The organism is Pseudorhizobium banfieldiae (genome assembly GCF_000967425.1).
Lineage (GTDB): Bacteria > Pseudomonadota > Alphaproteobacteria > Rhizobiales > Rhizobiaceae > Neorhizobium > Neorhizobium banfieldiae.
Genome location: NZ_FO082821.1, coordinates 231022 through 246835, shown reverse-complemented (window position 1 = coordinate 246835; position 15814 = coordinate 231022). Strand labels below are relative to the sequence as shown.

At 61.2% G+C, this 15814-nt stretch carries 12 protein-coding genes, 4 pseudogenes and 1 other annotated feature; of the genes and pseudogenes, 8 read left to right on the top strand and 8 right to left on the bottom strand.

The features are described 5' to 3' along the window. Nucleotides 1–21: 21 nt before the first annotated feature. From NT26_RS23215 to mobC, 5 genes and pseudogenes are all read right to left on the bottom strand, one after another. Nucleotides 22–705 (bottom strand): IS6 family transposase, encoded by a 684-nt coding sequence (locus tag NT26_RS23215; RefSeq protein ID WP_052642976.1) that lies wholly within the window; start codon nucleotides 703–705, stop codon nucleotides 22–24. Between the two features lie 135 nt (nucleotides 706–840). Next, a pseudogene (locus tag NT26_RS23210) lies at nucleotides 841–1056 on the bottom strand (phage integrase N-terminal SAM-like domain-containing protein); the annotation flags it as partial. A gap of 396 nt (nucleotides 1057–1452) precedes the next feature. Then, the gene (locus NT26_RS21660; RefSeq protein WP_052642820.1) at nucleotides 1453–3420 is read right to left on the bottom strand and encodes a type IV secretory system conjugative DNA transfer family protein; all 1968 of its coding nucleotides are present in this window, start codon (nucleotides 3418–3420) and stop codon (nucleotides 1453–1455) included. After that, entirely contained in the window at nucleotides 3413–5761 is a 2349-nt protein-coding gene (locus NT26_RS21655; RefSeq protein ID WP_052642818.1) for a relaxase/mobilization nuclease domain-containing protein, read from the bottom strand. The genes NT26_RS21660 and NT26_RS21655 overlap by 8 nt, the downstream gene beginning before the upstream one ends. Further along, nucleotides 5748–6335: a plasmid mobilization relaxosome protein MobC gene (gene mobC, locus NT26_RS21650; RefSeq protein WP_052642816.1), complete on the bottom strand. Its 588-nt coding sequence runs from the start codon at nucleotides 6333–6335 to the stop codon at nucleotides 5748–5750. Before mobC ends, NT26_RS21655 begins: the two co-directional genes overlap by 14 nt. A 545-nt stretch (nucleotides 6336–6880) precedes the next feature. Here mobC and NT26_RS21645 point away from each other — a divergent pair. From NT26_RS21645 to NT26_RS21635, 3 genes are all read left to right on the top strand, one after another. Continuing rightward, the gene (locus NT26_RS21645) at nucleotides 6881–7600 is read left to right on the top strand and encodes a ParA family protein (RefSeq protein ID WP_052642814.1); all 720 of its coding nucleotides are present in this window, start codon (nucleotides 6881–6883) and stop codon (nucleotides 7598–7600) included. Nucleotides 7601–7610: 10 nt separating this feature from the next. Further along, the gene (locus tag NT26_RS21640; RefSeq protein WP_052642973.1) at nucleotides 7611–8252 is read left to right on the top strand and encodes a hypothetical protein; all 642 of its coding nucleotides are present in this window, start codon (nucleotides 7611–7613) and stop codon (nucleotides 8250–8252) included. 162 nt (nucleotides 8253–8414) lie between these two features. Continuing rightward, nucleotides 8415–8654 (top strand): hypothetical protein, encoded by a 240-nt coding sequence (locus NT26_RS21635; protein ID WP_052642812.1) that lies wholly within the window; start codon nucleotides 8415–8417, stop codon nucleotides 8652–8654. A 336-nt stretch (nucleotides 8655–8990) separates the two neighbouring features. Here the strand turns inward: NT26_RS21635 and NT26_RS21630 are convergent, their stop codons facing one another. Together NT26_RS21630 and NT26_RS21625 are read right to left on the bottom strand one after the other, a co-directional pair. Beyond that, nucleotides 8991–10019, bottom strand: coding sequence for an IS110 family RNA-guided transposase (locus tag NT26_RS21630; protein WP_052642810.1), 1029 nt, complete (start codon nucleotides 10017–10019; stop codon nucleotides 8991–8993). A gap of 108 nt (nucleotides 10020–10127) precedes the next feature. Then, entirely contained in the window at nucleotides 10128–10922 is a 795-nt protein-coding gene (locus NT26_RS21625; RefSeq protein ID WP_244467757.1) for an IS110 family RNA-guided transposase, read from the bottom strand. Nucleotides 10923–11244: 322 nt separating this feature from the next. Between NT26_RS21625 and NT26_RS22560 the strand changes: the two are divergent. Then, nucleotides 11245–11783 (top strand): annotated as a pseudogene (locus tag NT26_RS22560) (IS3 family transposase); the annotation flags it as partial. After that, nucleotides 11526–11620, top strand: a sequence feature (AL1L pseudoknot). It overlaps the preceding pseudogene by 95 nt. Before the next feature lie 278 nt (nucleotides 11784–12061). Here NT26_RS22560 and NT26_RS21610 read toward each other — a convergent pair. After that, a complete protein-coding gene (locus NT26_RS21610; protein WP_052642802.1) occupies nucleotides 12062–13075 on the bottom strand; it encodes an IS110 family RNA-guided transposase in 1014 nt (337 codons plus the stop codon). A gap of 82 nt (nucleotides 13076–13157) precedes the next feature. Here NT26_RS21610 and NT26_RS21605 point away from each other — a divergent pair. The 4 genes and pseudogenes from NT26_RS21605 to NT26_RS21590 form a co-directional block, all read left to right on the top strand. Further along, a pseudogene (locus tag NT26_RS21605) lies at nucleotides 13158–13787 on the top strand (IS3 family transposase); the annotation flags it as partial. 39 nt (nucleotides 13788–13826) lie between these two features. Then, a pseudogene (locus tag NT26_RS22915) lies at nucleotides 13827–13964 on the top strand (IS5/IS1182 family transposase); the annotation flags it as partial. A 213-nt stretch (nucleotides 13965–14177) separates the two neighbouring features. Further along, nucleotides 14178–15404: an aconitase X gene (locus tag NT26_RS21595; protein WP_052642798.1), complete on the top strand. Its 1227-nt coding sequence runs from the start codon at nucleotides 14178–14180 to the stop codon at nucleotides 15402–15404. After that, complete coding sequence (locus NT26_RS21590; protein WP_052642780.1) at nucleotides 15401–15814, top strand: aconitase X swivel domain-containing protein; 414 nt, start codon at nucleotides 15401–15403, stop codon at nucleotides 15812–15814. The genes NT26_RS21595 and NT26_RS21590 overlap by 4 nt, the downstream gene beginning before the upstream one ends.

Here is a 15814-nt window from a genome sequence, read left to right as displayed (position 1 = left end):
CAGGCTGACCGGCGGACACACTTATGCTGCCAGCGCCGCGAAGGTCTCGAAAGCGTTGGCGCCATTGGCGGGGATTTGACCCTTGCGGATCATGTGAGCCGCCTCAATGCCAGCGATAGTCGCTTCAGCCGAATGGAAAGCCTTGAAGCCCATCATCGGGCCTGTGATCCGTTTGACGAAACGGTGGTCCTGTTCAAGGATGTTGTTCAAATATTTGACCTGCCGGACCTCGATCGTTCGTCCGCTGCCGGTGAATTTCAGGATCGCATTCACCGCCTGAAGCCCGGCCAGATTGGCACCACTCTTGTCTATTACGACGCGCTCGGGCACGCCATTTCCGCTGATCGCCCGCCTGAAGAAGCGCCGCGCGACGGCCAGATCGCGCCGCTCGGAGAGCATGAAGTCAAGGGTTTGGCCATCGCGATCTACAGCGCGGTAGAGATAGGTCCAACGGCCTTTGACCTTGATGTAAGTCTCATCCATCCGCCACGAACTGGCCGTCGGTTGCTTTTTCGCCTGGGCTCGCACTGCTATCTGCGGAGCGAACTTCACGACCCAGCGGTTCAGGGTAGCGTGGTCGACCGTAACCCCGCGCTCGGCCAGGATCTCCTCCAAGTCACGATAGGAGACGGCGTAGCGCAGGTAGAAGAACACCGCGTGCAAGATCACCGACTTCGGAAAGTGCGCACCCTTGAACTCGATCACGCCGCATATCCCCTGCCAACCGACTGGCATGACTGGCAGATCAAGCCCCGCAGGTGAACCAAAAAGTTTGCGACACATCCACTTCCGGGGATTGCGGTGGAACTGCATGAAGCGCTTCATCTCGTCGCGTCCACATGTGATCCCGAAGAAGAACCGCAGCGAGATGATGCGCACGTTGAAGGTGCTGGCGGTCACCCCCTCTACGGTCATCCTGAGTTGATATGACCGCAGATCTTCCGGCGTGGCGGTGTCTGGCGGCCGCCCCAGAAATGATGCGAAATGCTTCAGATTCCGGGTGTGCGCCTTCTGGGTCTTCTCGCACAACCCGCGGATGTTCATGTCCTCGATCATCCGCTGGCGCAGCGGGGTGGTGTTCTTCTCCTCCATGGGAACCTCCTGTCTGACGGTGGGAAGACCCCAATCGTCAGCCCAGAAAGCCCGGCCACATAGAAAAACGGTGAAATGACGAACCAACGCCAGCCACGGGCTCCTTTGCCGCGGAGCGGCTTAGTCCTTCAGCCCGAACCAGTCATTCGTCGCTCGAACAGCCAGCCCCGCTTCGCACATTTCCGGGACAGCGACGCCACTTCATCGTAGCCGAGCGTTCCCGAGGAAGCGGACAGTGAACAAGCCAAGATCTGCTGCCTGCCGGCCTCCAAGCACGAGGACACCGAAACGCCTTACCGATCAGACGCACGGAGTACGGCCATCGGCCCCACTGCATCCAAACCTCTGCTGTCGCAAACCTCACCCATGCTCGGCAATTATCGCTCGCGTCGTCTGAACGGCCGAGGCCAACGCCATCCGGTCTGCGCTCTTGATCCCGAGCCCTTCGATATCGAGCGACAACTGGCCTTGGCCGCCACCATTGGCGGCAGCGCGCGCCGCGCGACCACGTGCGCGTGCCGAGGCAACCACTTCGGTCCTGGACCTGTCGCCTGACGACACCGGGACACTCGGGCTGCCCCCTTGTGCTGTGTTTGCCGCCCGAACCTCCTGCAACTCCAACCTGAGCTTCTCCACCGTCTCCCGCGTTTCCGACATCTGCCGATCTCTCCGCAAGCGATCCTCGTCCGGATAGGGGAAGCTGCCTCCCTGCCCCGCGTGCAGCACCTTGAGCGCCGGATCCTCGAAGTACTTGATCCGTCGCGCCCGGATCGGCATCTGCGCGTCGATCACAAGGATGACCTCGTCGAGGTCCATGCGGCGGGCCTCATCCTCGGTCAGGAGCGGCGTGTCCTCGGTGCGCTCCGAGATGCTGCGCCCTTCGAAGGGGTTGCGCGCAACGGCGCGAGAGCGGGTCACCACCCGCTTCGTGGTCTTGCCCGCGGCTTGGCTCAGCTCCTCGATGGTCTTTTGCTCGGACGGGGTGAGGTAAAGTTTCACGCCCGCGCCGCCCTGGAGCGACCGGCGCGTGTTCTCACCATAGATCTCGTCGAGCGCGGGGATCGTCTGGGTCACGATGGCGAGGTTGCCGCCGAAGGAGCGCAGTGTCTTGATGCTCTCGGCGACGATCGGCATCTTCCCGAGCCGGTCGAACTCGTCGAGCATGATCATGACCGGCCAAGGCTCGTCATCAGCGGGTTCCTGTGCTTGCAACGAGGCAATCAGGTCCGAAAAGAAGAGACGGATCAGCGGAGCCAGCGGTCGGATCATCTCGGATTCAACCACAAGATAGATCGCATGTGGGCGGCGGCGGATATCCCGGAATGAGAAGTCAGAGGTCGCGGTGGCCGCGTCGATCGCGCGGTTGTCCCAGGTATCGAGACCCGATGTCATCAGGAGGGAGAGGTAGGAAGTGAGGGTGTCGTTGTTGGTCGATGCCATGCGCTCGAAGATCAACCTGGCCGACCTGTTCTTCACCTCCTGCGAACGCTTCAAATATTCTTTCTGCTTGTCGCCCCCCGAGGCTGTGATGCGATAGACCTCGCCGATGGTCGGCACGCCGCGCTCGAAGGCCAGAAGTCCGGCCGCCACGAAGAGGTCGATACCCCCGGCCAAAAGCCCGCTCAGCTTTTCGTTGTCGGTCTGCAGGAAAAGTTTGGCGGTGAGTTTCAGCTCCATTTGCTGTCGGTCGGGGTTGGTCATGGCCGCGATGCGCGCGAGCGGGTTGTAGCGATGCGTCGGTCGGTCCCAGTCGGTCGGCGCGAAGCGGAAGACCTTGTCCCCCATGCTGGCGCGGAAGCGCGAGGTCTCGCGGAAGTTCTCGCCTTTCACGTCGAGCACCACGGCGGAGCCCTTGTAGGTCAGCAGGTTCGGGATCACGAACCCCACGCCCTTGCCCCGGCCTGTAGGCGCCACAATCAGCGCGTGGGGGAAGGTTTTTGAGACAAGGAACGGGCGCCTGGATTTCGGGGAGCCGAGCTTGCCCAGAAGGAAGCCACCGCCGGGCTTGGCAAAGAAACCGTTCTTCTTCATCTCGCCACGGGTCTGCCAATGCGTCGTCCCGAAGCGGGTCAATGCATCCCCCAGAAGCGTGACGCTCAGCATCAGCGATGCCAGGCCGAAGCCGCCAAGGATGAGGTTCACCCAAAGGAAGTCCTTCGGCGCAGACTGAGACAGACTCCGATATTCGCGGGCAAGCAGTGTGACGTCGAAATGCGTGGGTGAAAGCCCATAGCGGAACATGACAAACCCAGTCGCCACGACATAACCCATGGCGAGACCGACCAGCACGAGGCTCAGCACACCGAGGGCGATCTTGGTTTTATCCATGGGTGATCCCCTTCTCGCCATCTGACGCAGCGTGGCGTGCGCGCTGCGCCTCGATCTGTTCTTCCGCCAATGCATCGAGAACGCGCTCCATCGCCGGGCCATGCGCAGTGACCTCGCTGCTTTGGAGATAGGTCTTGGCGAGCTCCAGCTGCCGAAGCGGATCCTCGGTGAACTTGTCCAGGACTTCTGCGTTGCCGGCCCGGAGCCCGTCGATTGCGTCGGGGCTTAGTCGCTCGTTTATCTGCCGGACGATGTCCTGCTGCTCTGCATCGGAGACCGGGGTCCCGACGTCGGCGTTTCGCACAAAGGCCATGACGGTTGGCGCTGTCTCTTCCAGATACCGGCGCTCGGCGTAGTCTTGTCGCGCTTGGTCCTCAATCTCGAAACTGCGCTCGCTGATATAGGCACGCGACGCACCGAGCGAACGAAGGTGGTTGATCTCGTCCTGGACGGCCCGCCCGAATTCGTCATCCGGCATCTCCGTGCGATAGCGGGCGAGGGTGCGGAGCTCTTCGGTGATCGGACCGAGATGATCCGAGGGATCCCGTAAGGCGAGGTCCATGTCGCCGGCATGAAGCGTGCGGTCCTGCTCCGATACCGCGTATTGCGGCGGCTTTCGACTGTCAGTCCTCTGGTCCCAGGCCATCGAGGCCAATTCGGCATGTTGCGGCGATTTCTGCGCGTAGGCGTCGAACGCGGCGCGCGCCTCTTCAACCTCCACGGCGCCCGCCCGCCACACCGAGGGGTCGTCGGAGAAAGGATGATCGAAATCCGTCCGGCGGAACTGCGCCACCAGCGCCCTGAACGCCTGCCGCTCCGATGGGGCAAAAATGTCGGACCCGTCTTGCGCAAGATCACTCCCAGGTGTCGTCAGCCGCTCGCCGAGCACTGCCTCAGCGTCATCCACCTCGTCGACCTCGGTTGGCGCGCGCAGGACGCGTACATCGATCAGAACATCGCCCAACCGAAGATGCACGGCTTCCAGCCGGTCGAGCGCTTCTTCCCGGTCCTGAGGTTTCTCAAGATCGAGGTCACCCTCTTTGGCAATCGCCTGCAGATCCTGTGCCAGCCACTGGCGTTCCAGCGCGGCATTGCCTGCCCCTTCCCGCAGGCGCGCAGCCACAGCCTCGGCATCGATGCCCGTGCCTTGCAACGCCTCGGCCAGCTTTGGTGCCACCTCTCCATCGTCAAGACGCGCGAGGTGATCTTCACTTAAGTTCGGTCTTGCATAGATGCCGTCCCGGGACGGGGCATCGACCAGGGCGCCGGAGCGATCCCCGAGCGGGTTCAAATGCGCGACCGAGGCCAGCACGTCGGTCAGCTTGCGCTCGATCACCGGCCTCTCGGCCGCCGGCGCCCTGTCAATCGCCGCCTCGATCTGGCGAATGTTCTGAGAAAACTCGGTGATCAGCGTGTCGAACGCTGGCTCAACTTGGGACATGTAGATGGCTCCGTCAGATTGAATCTGACCGCCATTGGCAAGGATGGTGCTGGCCCTCTCGAGCGCCTCGGCCACGTCGTCGAAATTCGAACGTGACGCCTCCGCCGCGAGCCCGCGGTAGATCAACGCGTTGTGCCGGACGGTTTCCAGAGCGGCCGCCAGGTCAGCGCCGGTTCTCTGGCGCTCGACAGGGGGACGGCCCTCGTCGCGAGCCTTGTAGATTTCATCGATCTCGGCGCGGTAGGTCGTGACGCCGCGATCCAGACGACGCGTCGCCTCAAGGCGGATCCCATGAACTTGGGCCGCCTCGACCATCGCCTCGCGAAAGGCGTCGTAGTTGAAGTGATGATCCTTCCCGAGAAAGAACATTTCGCCATCCTTGCTGCGGCGGTTCAGAACGATATGCGCATGTGGATGCGCGCGATCTTGGTGTATTGCAGCAATATAGTCGAATTGCGACCCCTCACCTTGAAAGAACCTCTCGCAGACCGCCTGGGTGATATCGCGCACTTCCTCACCTCTGGTCCCAACCGGGAATGCCATCAGCAGATGCGACGTATGGCCAAGCTTGGGGCTGTAGCGCTCGTTCCACTGGTTCTCGAACCGCCGCGCCACTCGGTTGATCTCGGCTTCCGAGAGCTGCTTCTTCCCGTCATGGGTGCCGCGACTGTCGAGGATATGGGTCGACTTTGTCGTGAGATATGTGAGCTGCGCCCGTAGCTGCGCCCCGGTGTGGCAGCCCCCTTTCGAGATAGCCTTGAAGATCGCTGGCGAATAGCCGCGCGCGGCCCGAACCATCTGCGCGCCCTTGGAAAGCCCCTGCCAGGATCCCGAAACTCGGCTCCAGCCGCGGTCAAATAGCGCCGGGTCGATGCCACGGACCCGGTCACTCCGCGCCATTCTCATCCCTCTCGGCGAGGCCCGCCAGGGTAGAGCTGATCTCAAGGTCCAGCACGCTGCGCCGCGCACGCGACATCTCCTGGACCCGGTCGGCCAGATCGAAGACCAGACCCGCAAGGGCGCGGACGTCACGGTGACTTGAGGCCGGGTAGGACAGTCTCTCGCCCCGCACCTTGGCCTCGTTCAGACGTCGCGCGATCTGGTTCACGTTGTTGCCGACCCGGTTGAGCGCGGCGCCGAGGCTGCGCAGCTCGTCGCACATCTCGTCGTCGGGCAGGAAGACACCTTCGGCCGCCAGCATCAGGCGGCGCATTGCATCCGAGCGGTGCGCAATCCCGCGCCGCGACAGCGCCGCGTCGAACCGGCGCAGGTCGTCGTCCGAGACTCGGATCCCCACAACCCGCGATCGGCTGCCGTTCGCTGTCTGACGCTCACCCCAGTGGTTCACCACGTTGTAGATCGTCTTCAGGCTGACATCGTAGTGGGCTGCCAACGACGCCGCGGAGACGCCGTTCCGGCGGTCCTGGGCGATGGTCGATCGCTCGATCTCTGACAGTCTACGACGACGGGGCATTTTGAAGTTAACGTTCCTATTTCTTGCCAACTTCGTACAAGCCCGCCGACTCCCAACGCAAGTGGAGTCGGCCATAAGGGCTTGTACTCAATGTAGAAAATCGCCCTTCAGGGGCGATTTCCCGTCCCTTGTCAAATGGATCGCGCTTCGCGCTCATTGCACCACGCGATGCGGCCTCCGCATCGCGCATCGCGTCTTTTGCGCCCCGTCTTTTGCACCCCGCAAGACGGGTTTTGCCGCATGCTAACCGTCTCGCGTCACCCGCAGAACGACATACGCGAGACTGCCTCCGGTCGACTGGAGCGCGCTATCCGTCACCTGCATTCCGTCCGCAGCACATCGCCAAGCGCATCCCGACATTTGGAGGGTGTCTGGTGCCCCGCGACGAATGCTGAAGGCGCCACGGCAGACGTCGCACGGTCATCGCACAACGCCGCCCGCTGCATGCCAAACGCATCCCGACTTCTGCTTGACCCCTCCGCCTCATGCGTTTAGCGACACTTTAGCATTATCGTTGCGTTTCACTATTTTTGCGGAGGATCAGAATGCCGAACGAAAATCTTGTGGTGATCGCAACGATGGCCCGGAAAGGGGGCAGTGGAAAAACGACGCTTTCGCGCGCCTTGATCAGCGCCGCGATCGCCGCCGGACGCAGAGTGATGTTGATCGACACGGACAGCACGAGAGTACTCGGGGCCTGGCATGCTCGGGCGGAAGCCGGTGGTCTGAGTTCGCCGCTTCTCTGCTCGGCCACCGTCGAAACCGTGGCGGGTGTCGAGGATCAGATCGATCAGGTCTACATGGCAGGCACGGCAGACTTCATCTTCATCGATACCGCAGGAGTCGGAGCCGAATGGTCAGACGGCATCGCGGTGCTTGCGGACCACATCGTGACGCCCGTCATGCTGTCGACGTCTGATTTCGATGTCGGCGCGCAGACGGCTGATTGGTTTGAGAAGCTGAAATCCCGTGTTGACGACCCCTCTAGCCTTCCGCGCCACCACGTCGTCCTTAACATGGTCGACCCGAAAACGACCCGTGCTGACGCCGCCCTGATTGAAGAAGCGCTCACCCGTTTTCCGGTGATTGAGACCGTCATGATGCGACGGAACACTTACAAGGAGATGGACCAGAAGGGGCTTCTCCACGCCTTGGCGCTGGAAAAGCAGTCCGACCCAAACCCTCTGATGCGTCCACATGTACGTCATGTCATCGAGGCGCTCGAGGAGGCGACGGACATCCTCAATAACATCCTTGCTGCGTGAGGACAGTCGATTGCGCAAGAAGATCCCGACCATCACCAGGCCCGACCCAGCCTACGCCGCCACCCTGCAACGGGGTGACCGAGAGGTTCCCGGGAAGGAAGAAGAGGAACAGGTCACAGCAACAAAGACAGGCACCCCAGCCGCTGACGTTGACGCTGATCGGCACGAGTCAGAGCGTGTGCCGGAGGGTGCCGTGGCGCCTCACCAATTCGCGGCGGAAAGCTCTGCCCCGCATACCAGCCTGAGAGCTCCCGCCTCGGCGCGAACTTTGATCCCGACCCGTAAGATCGACATCAGGGTCAACGCACTCGAACGACAGGAAGCAGCGCTGGAAGCTTGTGGTGTCGAACCTGCCCATGTGGTGCGTGCCGCCCTGCGCCGTGCAGTCAAAGGTTGGCAACTGTCACCGGTCTTCGCGCCAGTTGCAGAGGAGCGACGCACTCGAAACACGCAGTGGCAGGCTAGAACATCGCTGGCTGTAAACACGGCAACCCTGGATGTCCTCCTCCGTGAACACGACCCTCTCGACGTCTTGAGTAAATGGGCCCTGATCCGCGGTCAGGTGGAAGCGCTCATCTGGGGCGAGATCGATGCGATCTTGGAAGAAATCGCGGCGCGCACCGCATCGCCGCATGATCAGCCCGGACCTTAAGGAACCTATCTGAAACAACACTTTCACTTCGCCGGTGGATTTTTGCCCATATGCGGCCATTCGCCTTGCGGTTGCATAATGCCGCCATTAACACCGCCGAACAGATTTTTTTTATGACCTCATTGTTAAAGAGTTACGAGGTCCATTTTGGAGGAACGCATTATGAACACGAAGCCCCGCCTGACTGGTGAACCGATCATGCGCATCCTCTGCAAGACATCCGAAAATCTGGTTGGCTACCTGTATCAATGGAACAATGGCGACGTGCAGCCAGCATGGTTTGATGGCGCTTTTGCAGACGTTCGTTACGAACCGTTCGCTCAAGCGCCGAAAGAAAACTCCGCCAATCCAGAGATCCCCAGACCGCGTCAGCAAGATCTGACGCACCTTGAAAGGGCCTAGTTCAAGGCCTCGCGTCGGTTTGTGGGTCATCCCATTGAACCGCGCCGGGTTTGCCGGAGGCTCCATGTGTGGATGCCCCGGTTCATGCAAGGGTAAATTCGTGCCGCTGAGCATGTGATCGGGTGCGGTCATGTGTCAGGCCTGTCGATGCGGCAATGTGGTTACCGCGGGCCGTCATGGAGATACGCGGAACAGGCGCAAATCAACTCAGTGAGCTTTTCGCTCTTGGAGCCTCGGTGCTTTTCCTGGTCCCGATCAGTCCGATCATTTGCCCTTGGCGTTCACGACCTCCTCACATGCCCACCTCTCCTGATCCCGCGGCGACCGAGCGTTTGCTCAAGCGGCTGCGAGGTCGGGATCCCGATAGTCCTCCTTCTTGGTCTGCATGGCCCAGATCGCGCGGGCCATCTTGTTTGCCAAGGCCACAGCGACCAACATCAGCGGCTTGCGCTCCATCATACGGCTGAGCCACGAGCCAGGCCGCGCGCCGCGGCGCGACGCCCATCGTATCACCGCCATGGCTCCGATTATGAGAAGCCTACGTATGTCGCGTTGACCCATCTTCGAGGTGCGCCCGAGCCGCTGTTTGCCTCCAGTCGAGTGCTGGACCGGCGCGAGTCCAAGCCAGGCGGCAAAGTCGCGCCCCCGCTTGAAGGTCTGCATAGGCGGGGCGAACGCCTCCACCGCCATGGCTGTGATAGGACCAATGCCGGGCGTCGTCTGCAAGCGGCGTGTTTCTTCGCCGAATTGGGCTTCGCGACGAAGCGTTTTCTCGAGGCCGGCGATATTGGAGTTCAGGTGCTCGATTTGTTCGAGATAGGTCCGGCCGATATCGCGCACCAGCTGCGGCATTGCGACATCAGTCGCGTCCAGTGCTTTGGCCGAGGTCTTCAGGTGAGCAGGACCTTGCGGAACAACCAGACCATGTTCTGCGAGGTGGCCGCGCAGGGCATTGATCAGTTGCGTCCTTTGGCGCACGAGCAGATCGCGCGTCCGGAAAACCATGCAGCGCGCCTGCTGTTCTTCAGTCTTCACCGCGACGAAGCGCATTGTCGGCCGAGACCCAGCTTCGGCAATCGCCTCGGCGTCCGCCGTATCGTTCTTCTGCCGCTTCACATATGGCTTGACGTAGCTGGGAGGGATGAGCCGCACGTCGTGGCCGAGTTGCTGGATCGCGCGGCCCCATCCATGAGCGCTGGCGCATGCCCACGTATCGACCATGCAACGCGGCTGCGCGGACAGAAACGGAAGCATTTGAGCACGGGTCAATCGCTTTCTGAACGCTACGCTGCCGTCTATGTGTGCTCCGTGCGCGTGGAAGACGCGCTTCGCCAGATCAATGCCGATGATAGTGACGTTGTTCATGTTCTTCCTCCTTTTCACCGCATTTCATCCTGCTGCTGCCACTGTGCCACGCCTCAGCACGGACGGGAGGGGCATCCACTCCATCAACTCCTGAGTAGCAACTGTGTTTCAAACGATGGCGTCTCGGTAGGCCTTTCCAGTTTTGATCATTGCGTTGAGAACGGTCAGGAGCTTGCGCGCGCAAGCGACGATGACGGGCTTTTTGGCCTTTCCAGCCGCAAGCAGGCGCTCCTTGAAGGCCCTGAACCTCGGGTCGAACCTGCTGGCGGTGAGTGCTGCCAGATAGAGGGTGCGCCTGATCGTGCCGCGTCCACCCCATATGCTGCGTTTGCCGCGTCGATGTCCGGAGTCATTCGCATGTGGTGCGAGTCCGGCGAGAGCCGCGATCCTTCGGCGGTCAAGCTGACCAAGTTCAGGGAGCTGCGCGATCAAGGTTGCTGAGACGACGGGCCCGATCCCTTTGACTTGGCGTAGGCGCGCGGCTTGCTCGCGCAAATCGCACTGTTCTTGGATTACGGCTTCCATCTCTGCCTCGGCTTTCGCGAGACTGGCTTGCAGGGTCTTGATGTGCTGAGAGATGTTACGCCGAATCCATGGATCCTGCGCTGTCCTCAAGCGGTTTTTCTCCGCAACGATCATGGTGGTGATGCCCGCCCGGTAGGCGGTAAGTTCAGATAAGCGCTGCCGTTCGGCAGAACGCGGGCTCGCCGGAGCCAGCTGTAGAGCGCGTCCCATCTCGGCCAGGACCAGCGCATCGACGCGGTCACTCTTGGCCAAGCGCCCGGTTGCGCGGGCAAACTCGCGGGCCTGCCGAGGGTTCACACATGTCGCGAGCCGCCCAGCTTCGGAGAGAGCCGACATTACGGGTCGCTCGTAGCCACCGGATGCTTCGAGGACTACGATGGATGAGCCAACTGTCGCTGCAAAACTACGGAGCCATCTCGGCGGTCGGTTGGTATCCTCTCCTGCCGGGAAGAGGCGGGGTCACACACGTCGATCCAGTCTTTCGCAACATCCACGCCGATGTAGGTTTGGGGCAAAGTCACAGTCCTGTCCTTGATATTCGGGGTCGGCACTACGGGCGCCCCTTGCACTGTTCAGGTTCAAATGGCGACGGCGCAAATGGGCCCCTTGCTACTCAGCGGGATCTACCTCCCCGGGATGGAACGGGGTCCCACCTGCGTTCCCAGTATGCCCGACCTTGAACACACAAGGATGGAGCACCATGAGCAAGACCACGAACAAATTTTCCCCTGAAGCCCGCGAGCGCGCGGTGCGGATGGTTCTCGGCAACGAGGGCGAGCATGGCTCTCGCTGGCAGGCGATCACTTCGATCGCAGCGAAGATCCGGTGTTCGGCGAACACGCTGAACGACTGGGTCGAGAAGGCCGAGGTCGATGGCGGCAAGCGGGCCGGAGTTCCCAACGATATGGCCGAGAAGATGAAGGCGCTCGAACGGGAGAACCGGGAGCTGCGCCAAGCCAACGAGATCCTGCGCAAGGCGTCGGCTTGTTTTGCGCTGGCGGAGCTCGACCGCCGGTCGAAGTGATGGCGGGGTTCATTGAGGCGAAGCGGGCTGATCCGGCGCGCCTGTCTGATCGTGCCCGTCGTGATGCCACCCTGCGGCCCGAGATCGAACGCGTCTGGGAGGAGAACTACAAGGTCTACGGCGTCCGCAAGCTATGGCGCCAGCTTGTCCGGGAAGGTTTCTCTGTCGCGCGTTGCACGGTGGCACGCCTCATGCGGGACATGGACATCCGGGGCGCTCGCCACTGTCCTCGGACCATGTATGGATGGCGCCCGCGGGGCAAGGGCGAAACGATCAAGTCTGGCATTTGGTTGGGTGCGGCCATGTATACGGCGTCCGATATGCAGCGATGCTGCGCGCCCTGATGAATTCCGCGGTCGTTTTGGTCCCAATCAATGGCACGCGCTTGAAGGCGCTCCGGTCCGAACAGGGTATCCGCTACGATTTTTCCACCTTTTGCCATCATCTCACGATGCACTTGCCTTTCATTCAGGGTTTGTGGCCCCGATGTCGTTCAGTTGGCGTAGTCTGCCTGGTATTCCGTTCCGTGTTTCAAGAGTGCATAGATCCTGCGGGTCATGCGGTTGGCCAAGGCGATCGCGGCCTGCTTTGGCTTCGTCCGCTGCATGATCTTCCACAGCCAATCGTCGCCGGGTCCACCTCGACGCCGTGCACTGACCTGAGCCATAGCCCCAAGGTAGAGCAGGCGCCGTAGATACTTGTTCCCCATCTTTGAAATCCGTCCCAAGCGTTCCTTTCCACCGGTCGAGTGGGGTTTCGGCGTAAGCCCCAACCATGCGGACAGATCGCGTGCAGATTTGAAAACCGCGATGTCGGGCAACGTTGCGACGAAAGCGCTGGCGGTAATGGGGCCAACGCCGGGGATCGTCTGGAGGCGTTGCGCAGCCGTGCTCGATGTTGAATCTGTTCGAATATCGGCGGTCAGTTCGGCGATTTTCTTTTGCGTGTCGACCAACTGATCAGCCAGCAAGTTCAGCGCCTTGCGTGCGGTTATCGGCAATTTCGCACTGTCGCATGCTGCGATCACCCGACCGACGTTTTGAATGCCCTTCGCAATGATGATCCCGAATTCACCAAGATGGGCGCGGATCGCATTCACGATCTGGGTCTGCTGGCGCACGAGGAATTCGCGGGCCTTGTGGGTGACAAGCTGGCCTTGCGTTTCCTCAGATTTCACCGAGACAAACCGCATTGAAGGTCGAGATACCGCTTCACAGATTGCCTCGGCATCAGCCGCGTCCGTCTTGCCGCGTTTGACGTAGCCCTGCACATATCGTGGCTGCATTAAACGCACATCATGCCCAAATTTACCGAGCTCGCGCGCCCAATAATGCGCACTGGCGCAGGCTTCCATGCCGACCAGACTGCCAGGCTGTTTTTGAAAGAATTCCAGCATCTGATTACGTCGCAGCTGCCGTCGGAGAACCAGCTTCCCGCTTTGATCAACACCGTGCAGCTGAAAAACAGATTTGGCCAAATCGACCCCGATTGTGATAGCTTCGTTCATGGATGGCTCCCGTCTATTGGTGACTTGCTACAGCACCCAATATGGCACATTGCGATGCCGGAAGCGGGCGCCATCCACTCCATCAATGGCGGACAAAGGCTCGCTCCGCGGCAAGCCGCACCGGACGACGATCCCCGACAAGAAAGCACCATGCCCCTTGGACAAGGTGAACCGTGAGTTCCGGGTTCCCGCGCCCAACATGCTGTGGGTGAGCGATTTCACCTACGTCGCCACCTGGACGGGCTTCGTGTATGTCGCCTGCGTCATTGATGCCTATGCGCGCAAGATCGTCGGCTGGCGGGTCAGCGCCTCAGCACAGGTCGGCTTCGTGCTAGATGCCCTCGAGCAGGCGGTCCATGACCGACGGCCGGCGAAAGCGATGAGGCTGGTCCATCACAGCGATCGCGGGTCGCAATACCTGTCCATTCGCTACACGGAAAGACTGGGCGAGGCCGGCATCGAACCTTTAGCCGACAGTGTTGGCGACAGCTATGACATTGCCTTGGCAGAGACCATCAACGGCCTCTACAAGGCTGAAGTCATCCATCGACGCGGCCCGTGGCGCCGCTTCGAGGCCGTCGAATACGACACGCTGGAATGGGTCGACTGGTTCAACAACCGCCGCTTGCTCGATCCCATCGGGAACATCCCGCCAGCCGAAGCAGAAGCCAACTTCTACGCAGCTCTGGAAACTGAAAACATGGCCGCGTAACTAACGACAATCAGCCTCCGGCAAACCCGGCGCGGTTCAATGCATTGCGTGAAGCTGCTGGGACAGAGCCTCATGGCGCGCGATTTCGATCGCCAGGTCGCCGAAATCCACATCCGCGCCACTGCGCTCAACCGCCACACCACGCTCGGCATACTTGTCACCGAGCCCGTCGGATAACTGCGTCTGGGGAAAGGAGAGGTCCGCGCTTCACGCCCTTTGCGCAACAAAGCCAATAACACCTTTTACTTGAACTGTTTACCTTTTATAGATATAGAGCTATATAGCTCTATTAGTGCCGGATGTCGCTGAGACTACGTTCGGTCTGAGTGATGAACATCGCATGTGATCGGCCAACTTTCACCAACGAAGCCTTTGACGCAGGAGAGAACATTGAGACTTACGGATGAAGAGCAAGCGATGCTTGCTGGGGAATTCGGGCCGGTGAAGCGATGGGCGATCGACCACATTGTACAGGTCGGACGCATGTTCGATGCCACCGACCTGGTCCCTGTCAGCCAGGCCCATATCATGGGCGACCCCGAAGCCGTGGGCGAAGCCGGGGCCGATCTGCTCGAAACGCTGCGCCGTGATCAGGCCCGCGTCACCATCCCGACCATCACCGATCCGCGCGGCGTCGATCTGTCCTGGTATGCGCCTCTGGGCCAGACCGAAGAAATGGCCACGCTGGAGCGTCGCATCGTCGAGGCCATGACCGGCATCGGCATTATGATGACCAATACCTGCATCAACTACCAGACCGTCATGCCGCCGGTGCTAGGCGATCACGTCGCCTTTGGTGATACCGGCGTCGTGATCTATTCCAACTCTATCTGCGGCGCGCGCTCGAACTTCGAGGGCGGTCCCTCGGCACTGGCCGCCGGTCTCACCGGCCGCACGCCGCGCTATGGCCTACATTTGGAAGAAAAGCGGCAGGCTACGCGGCGTTTCCGCGTCACCGAGCAGCCGAAGAACCTGACCGATTGGGGCCTGCTGGGGGCTGCCGTCGGTAAGTTGGCCGGGTCCTATTGGGCCGTGCCGGTGATCGAAGGGCTGGGAGCCGTGCCCACCTCGGACGAGGCCAAGCATATGGGCGCGGCCATGCCCAGCTATGGCTCGACCCCGCTGTTCCACATGGTCGGTATCACCCCCGAGGCGCCGACGCTGGCCGCGGTTGGCGGCGACAAGCTGCCCGTCGAGATGGTGGGCGAGGATCTGCTGGGGGCATTGCGCTCGCGCTTTGGTGGCCGGGGCGACAAGGTCGATGTCGTGGTCTTTGCCGCGCCGCAACTGTCGCTGGCCGAAATGCAGATGGTCGCCGAGCTGTCGCGCGGCCGCGAGTTCCAGGTGCCGATCTTCGCCTGCGCCGCACCGCAGGTCTATCCCGACGCGCAGCGCATGGGCTTTGTCGATGCCTTCGAACAGGCGGGCGGCAAGGTGCTGGTCGGCACCTGCTTTTATAACGGCTTCGCGCGCGAGGTTGGCGAGGCCAATGGCTGGACTCGCATCCTCAGCAATTCCGCGAAGATCGTGAACATCTTGGGCGGCTATGGCTATCAGCCCGCGCTGGCCGACATGGCGGCCTGCATCGACGCCGCTGAAACCGGAGTGATCCAATGACGACGATCCTGAAATGCCATGTCGGCATCGGCCAGACGGTCGAAGGCGAAGCGCTGGTGGCCAAGGACGATTTCTCGGCTCGCTATGACCTTGACCGTATCAAGGGCGTCTTCAGTCGCCCCGACCACGCGCTGGCGGGTCAAAGCTATCACGACAAGATCCTAGTGCTGAACACCGCCAAGGGCGGCGTCGCCTCGGCCTGGATGCTGCACGAGATGAAGGCCCGCGGCATCGTCCCGAAAGCGATTCTGTTCAACTCGGCCAACACTATCCTGGCGCAGGGCGCGGCCTTGGCCGGCCTGACCATGTGCGACCGCTTCGAGGATGGCGACGTCACGGACCTGATCCGAACCGGAGACCAGATCCAAGTCGATCCAGAAACCGGAAACGTCACTATCAAAAATCGATGA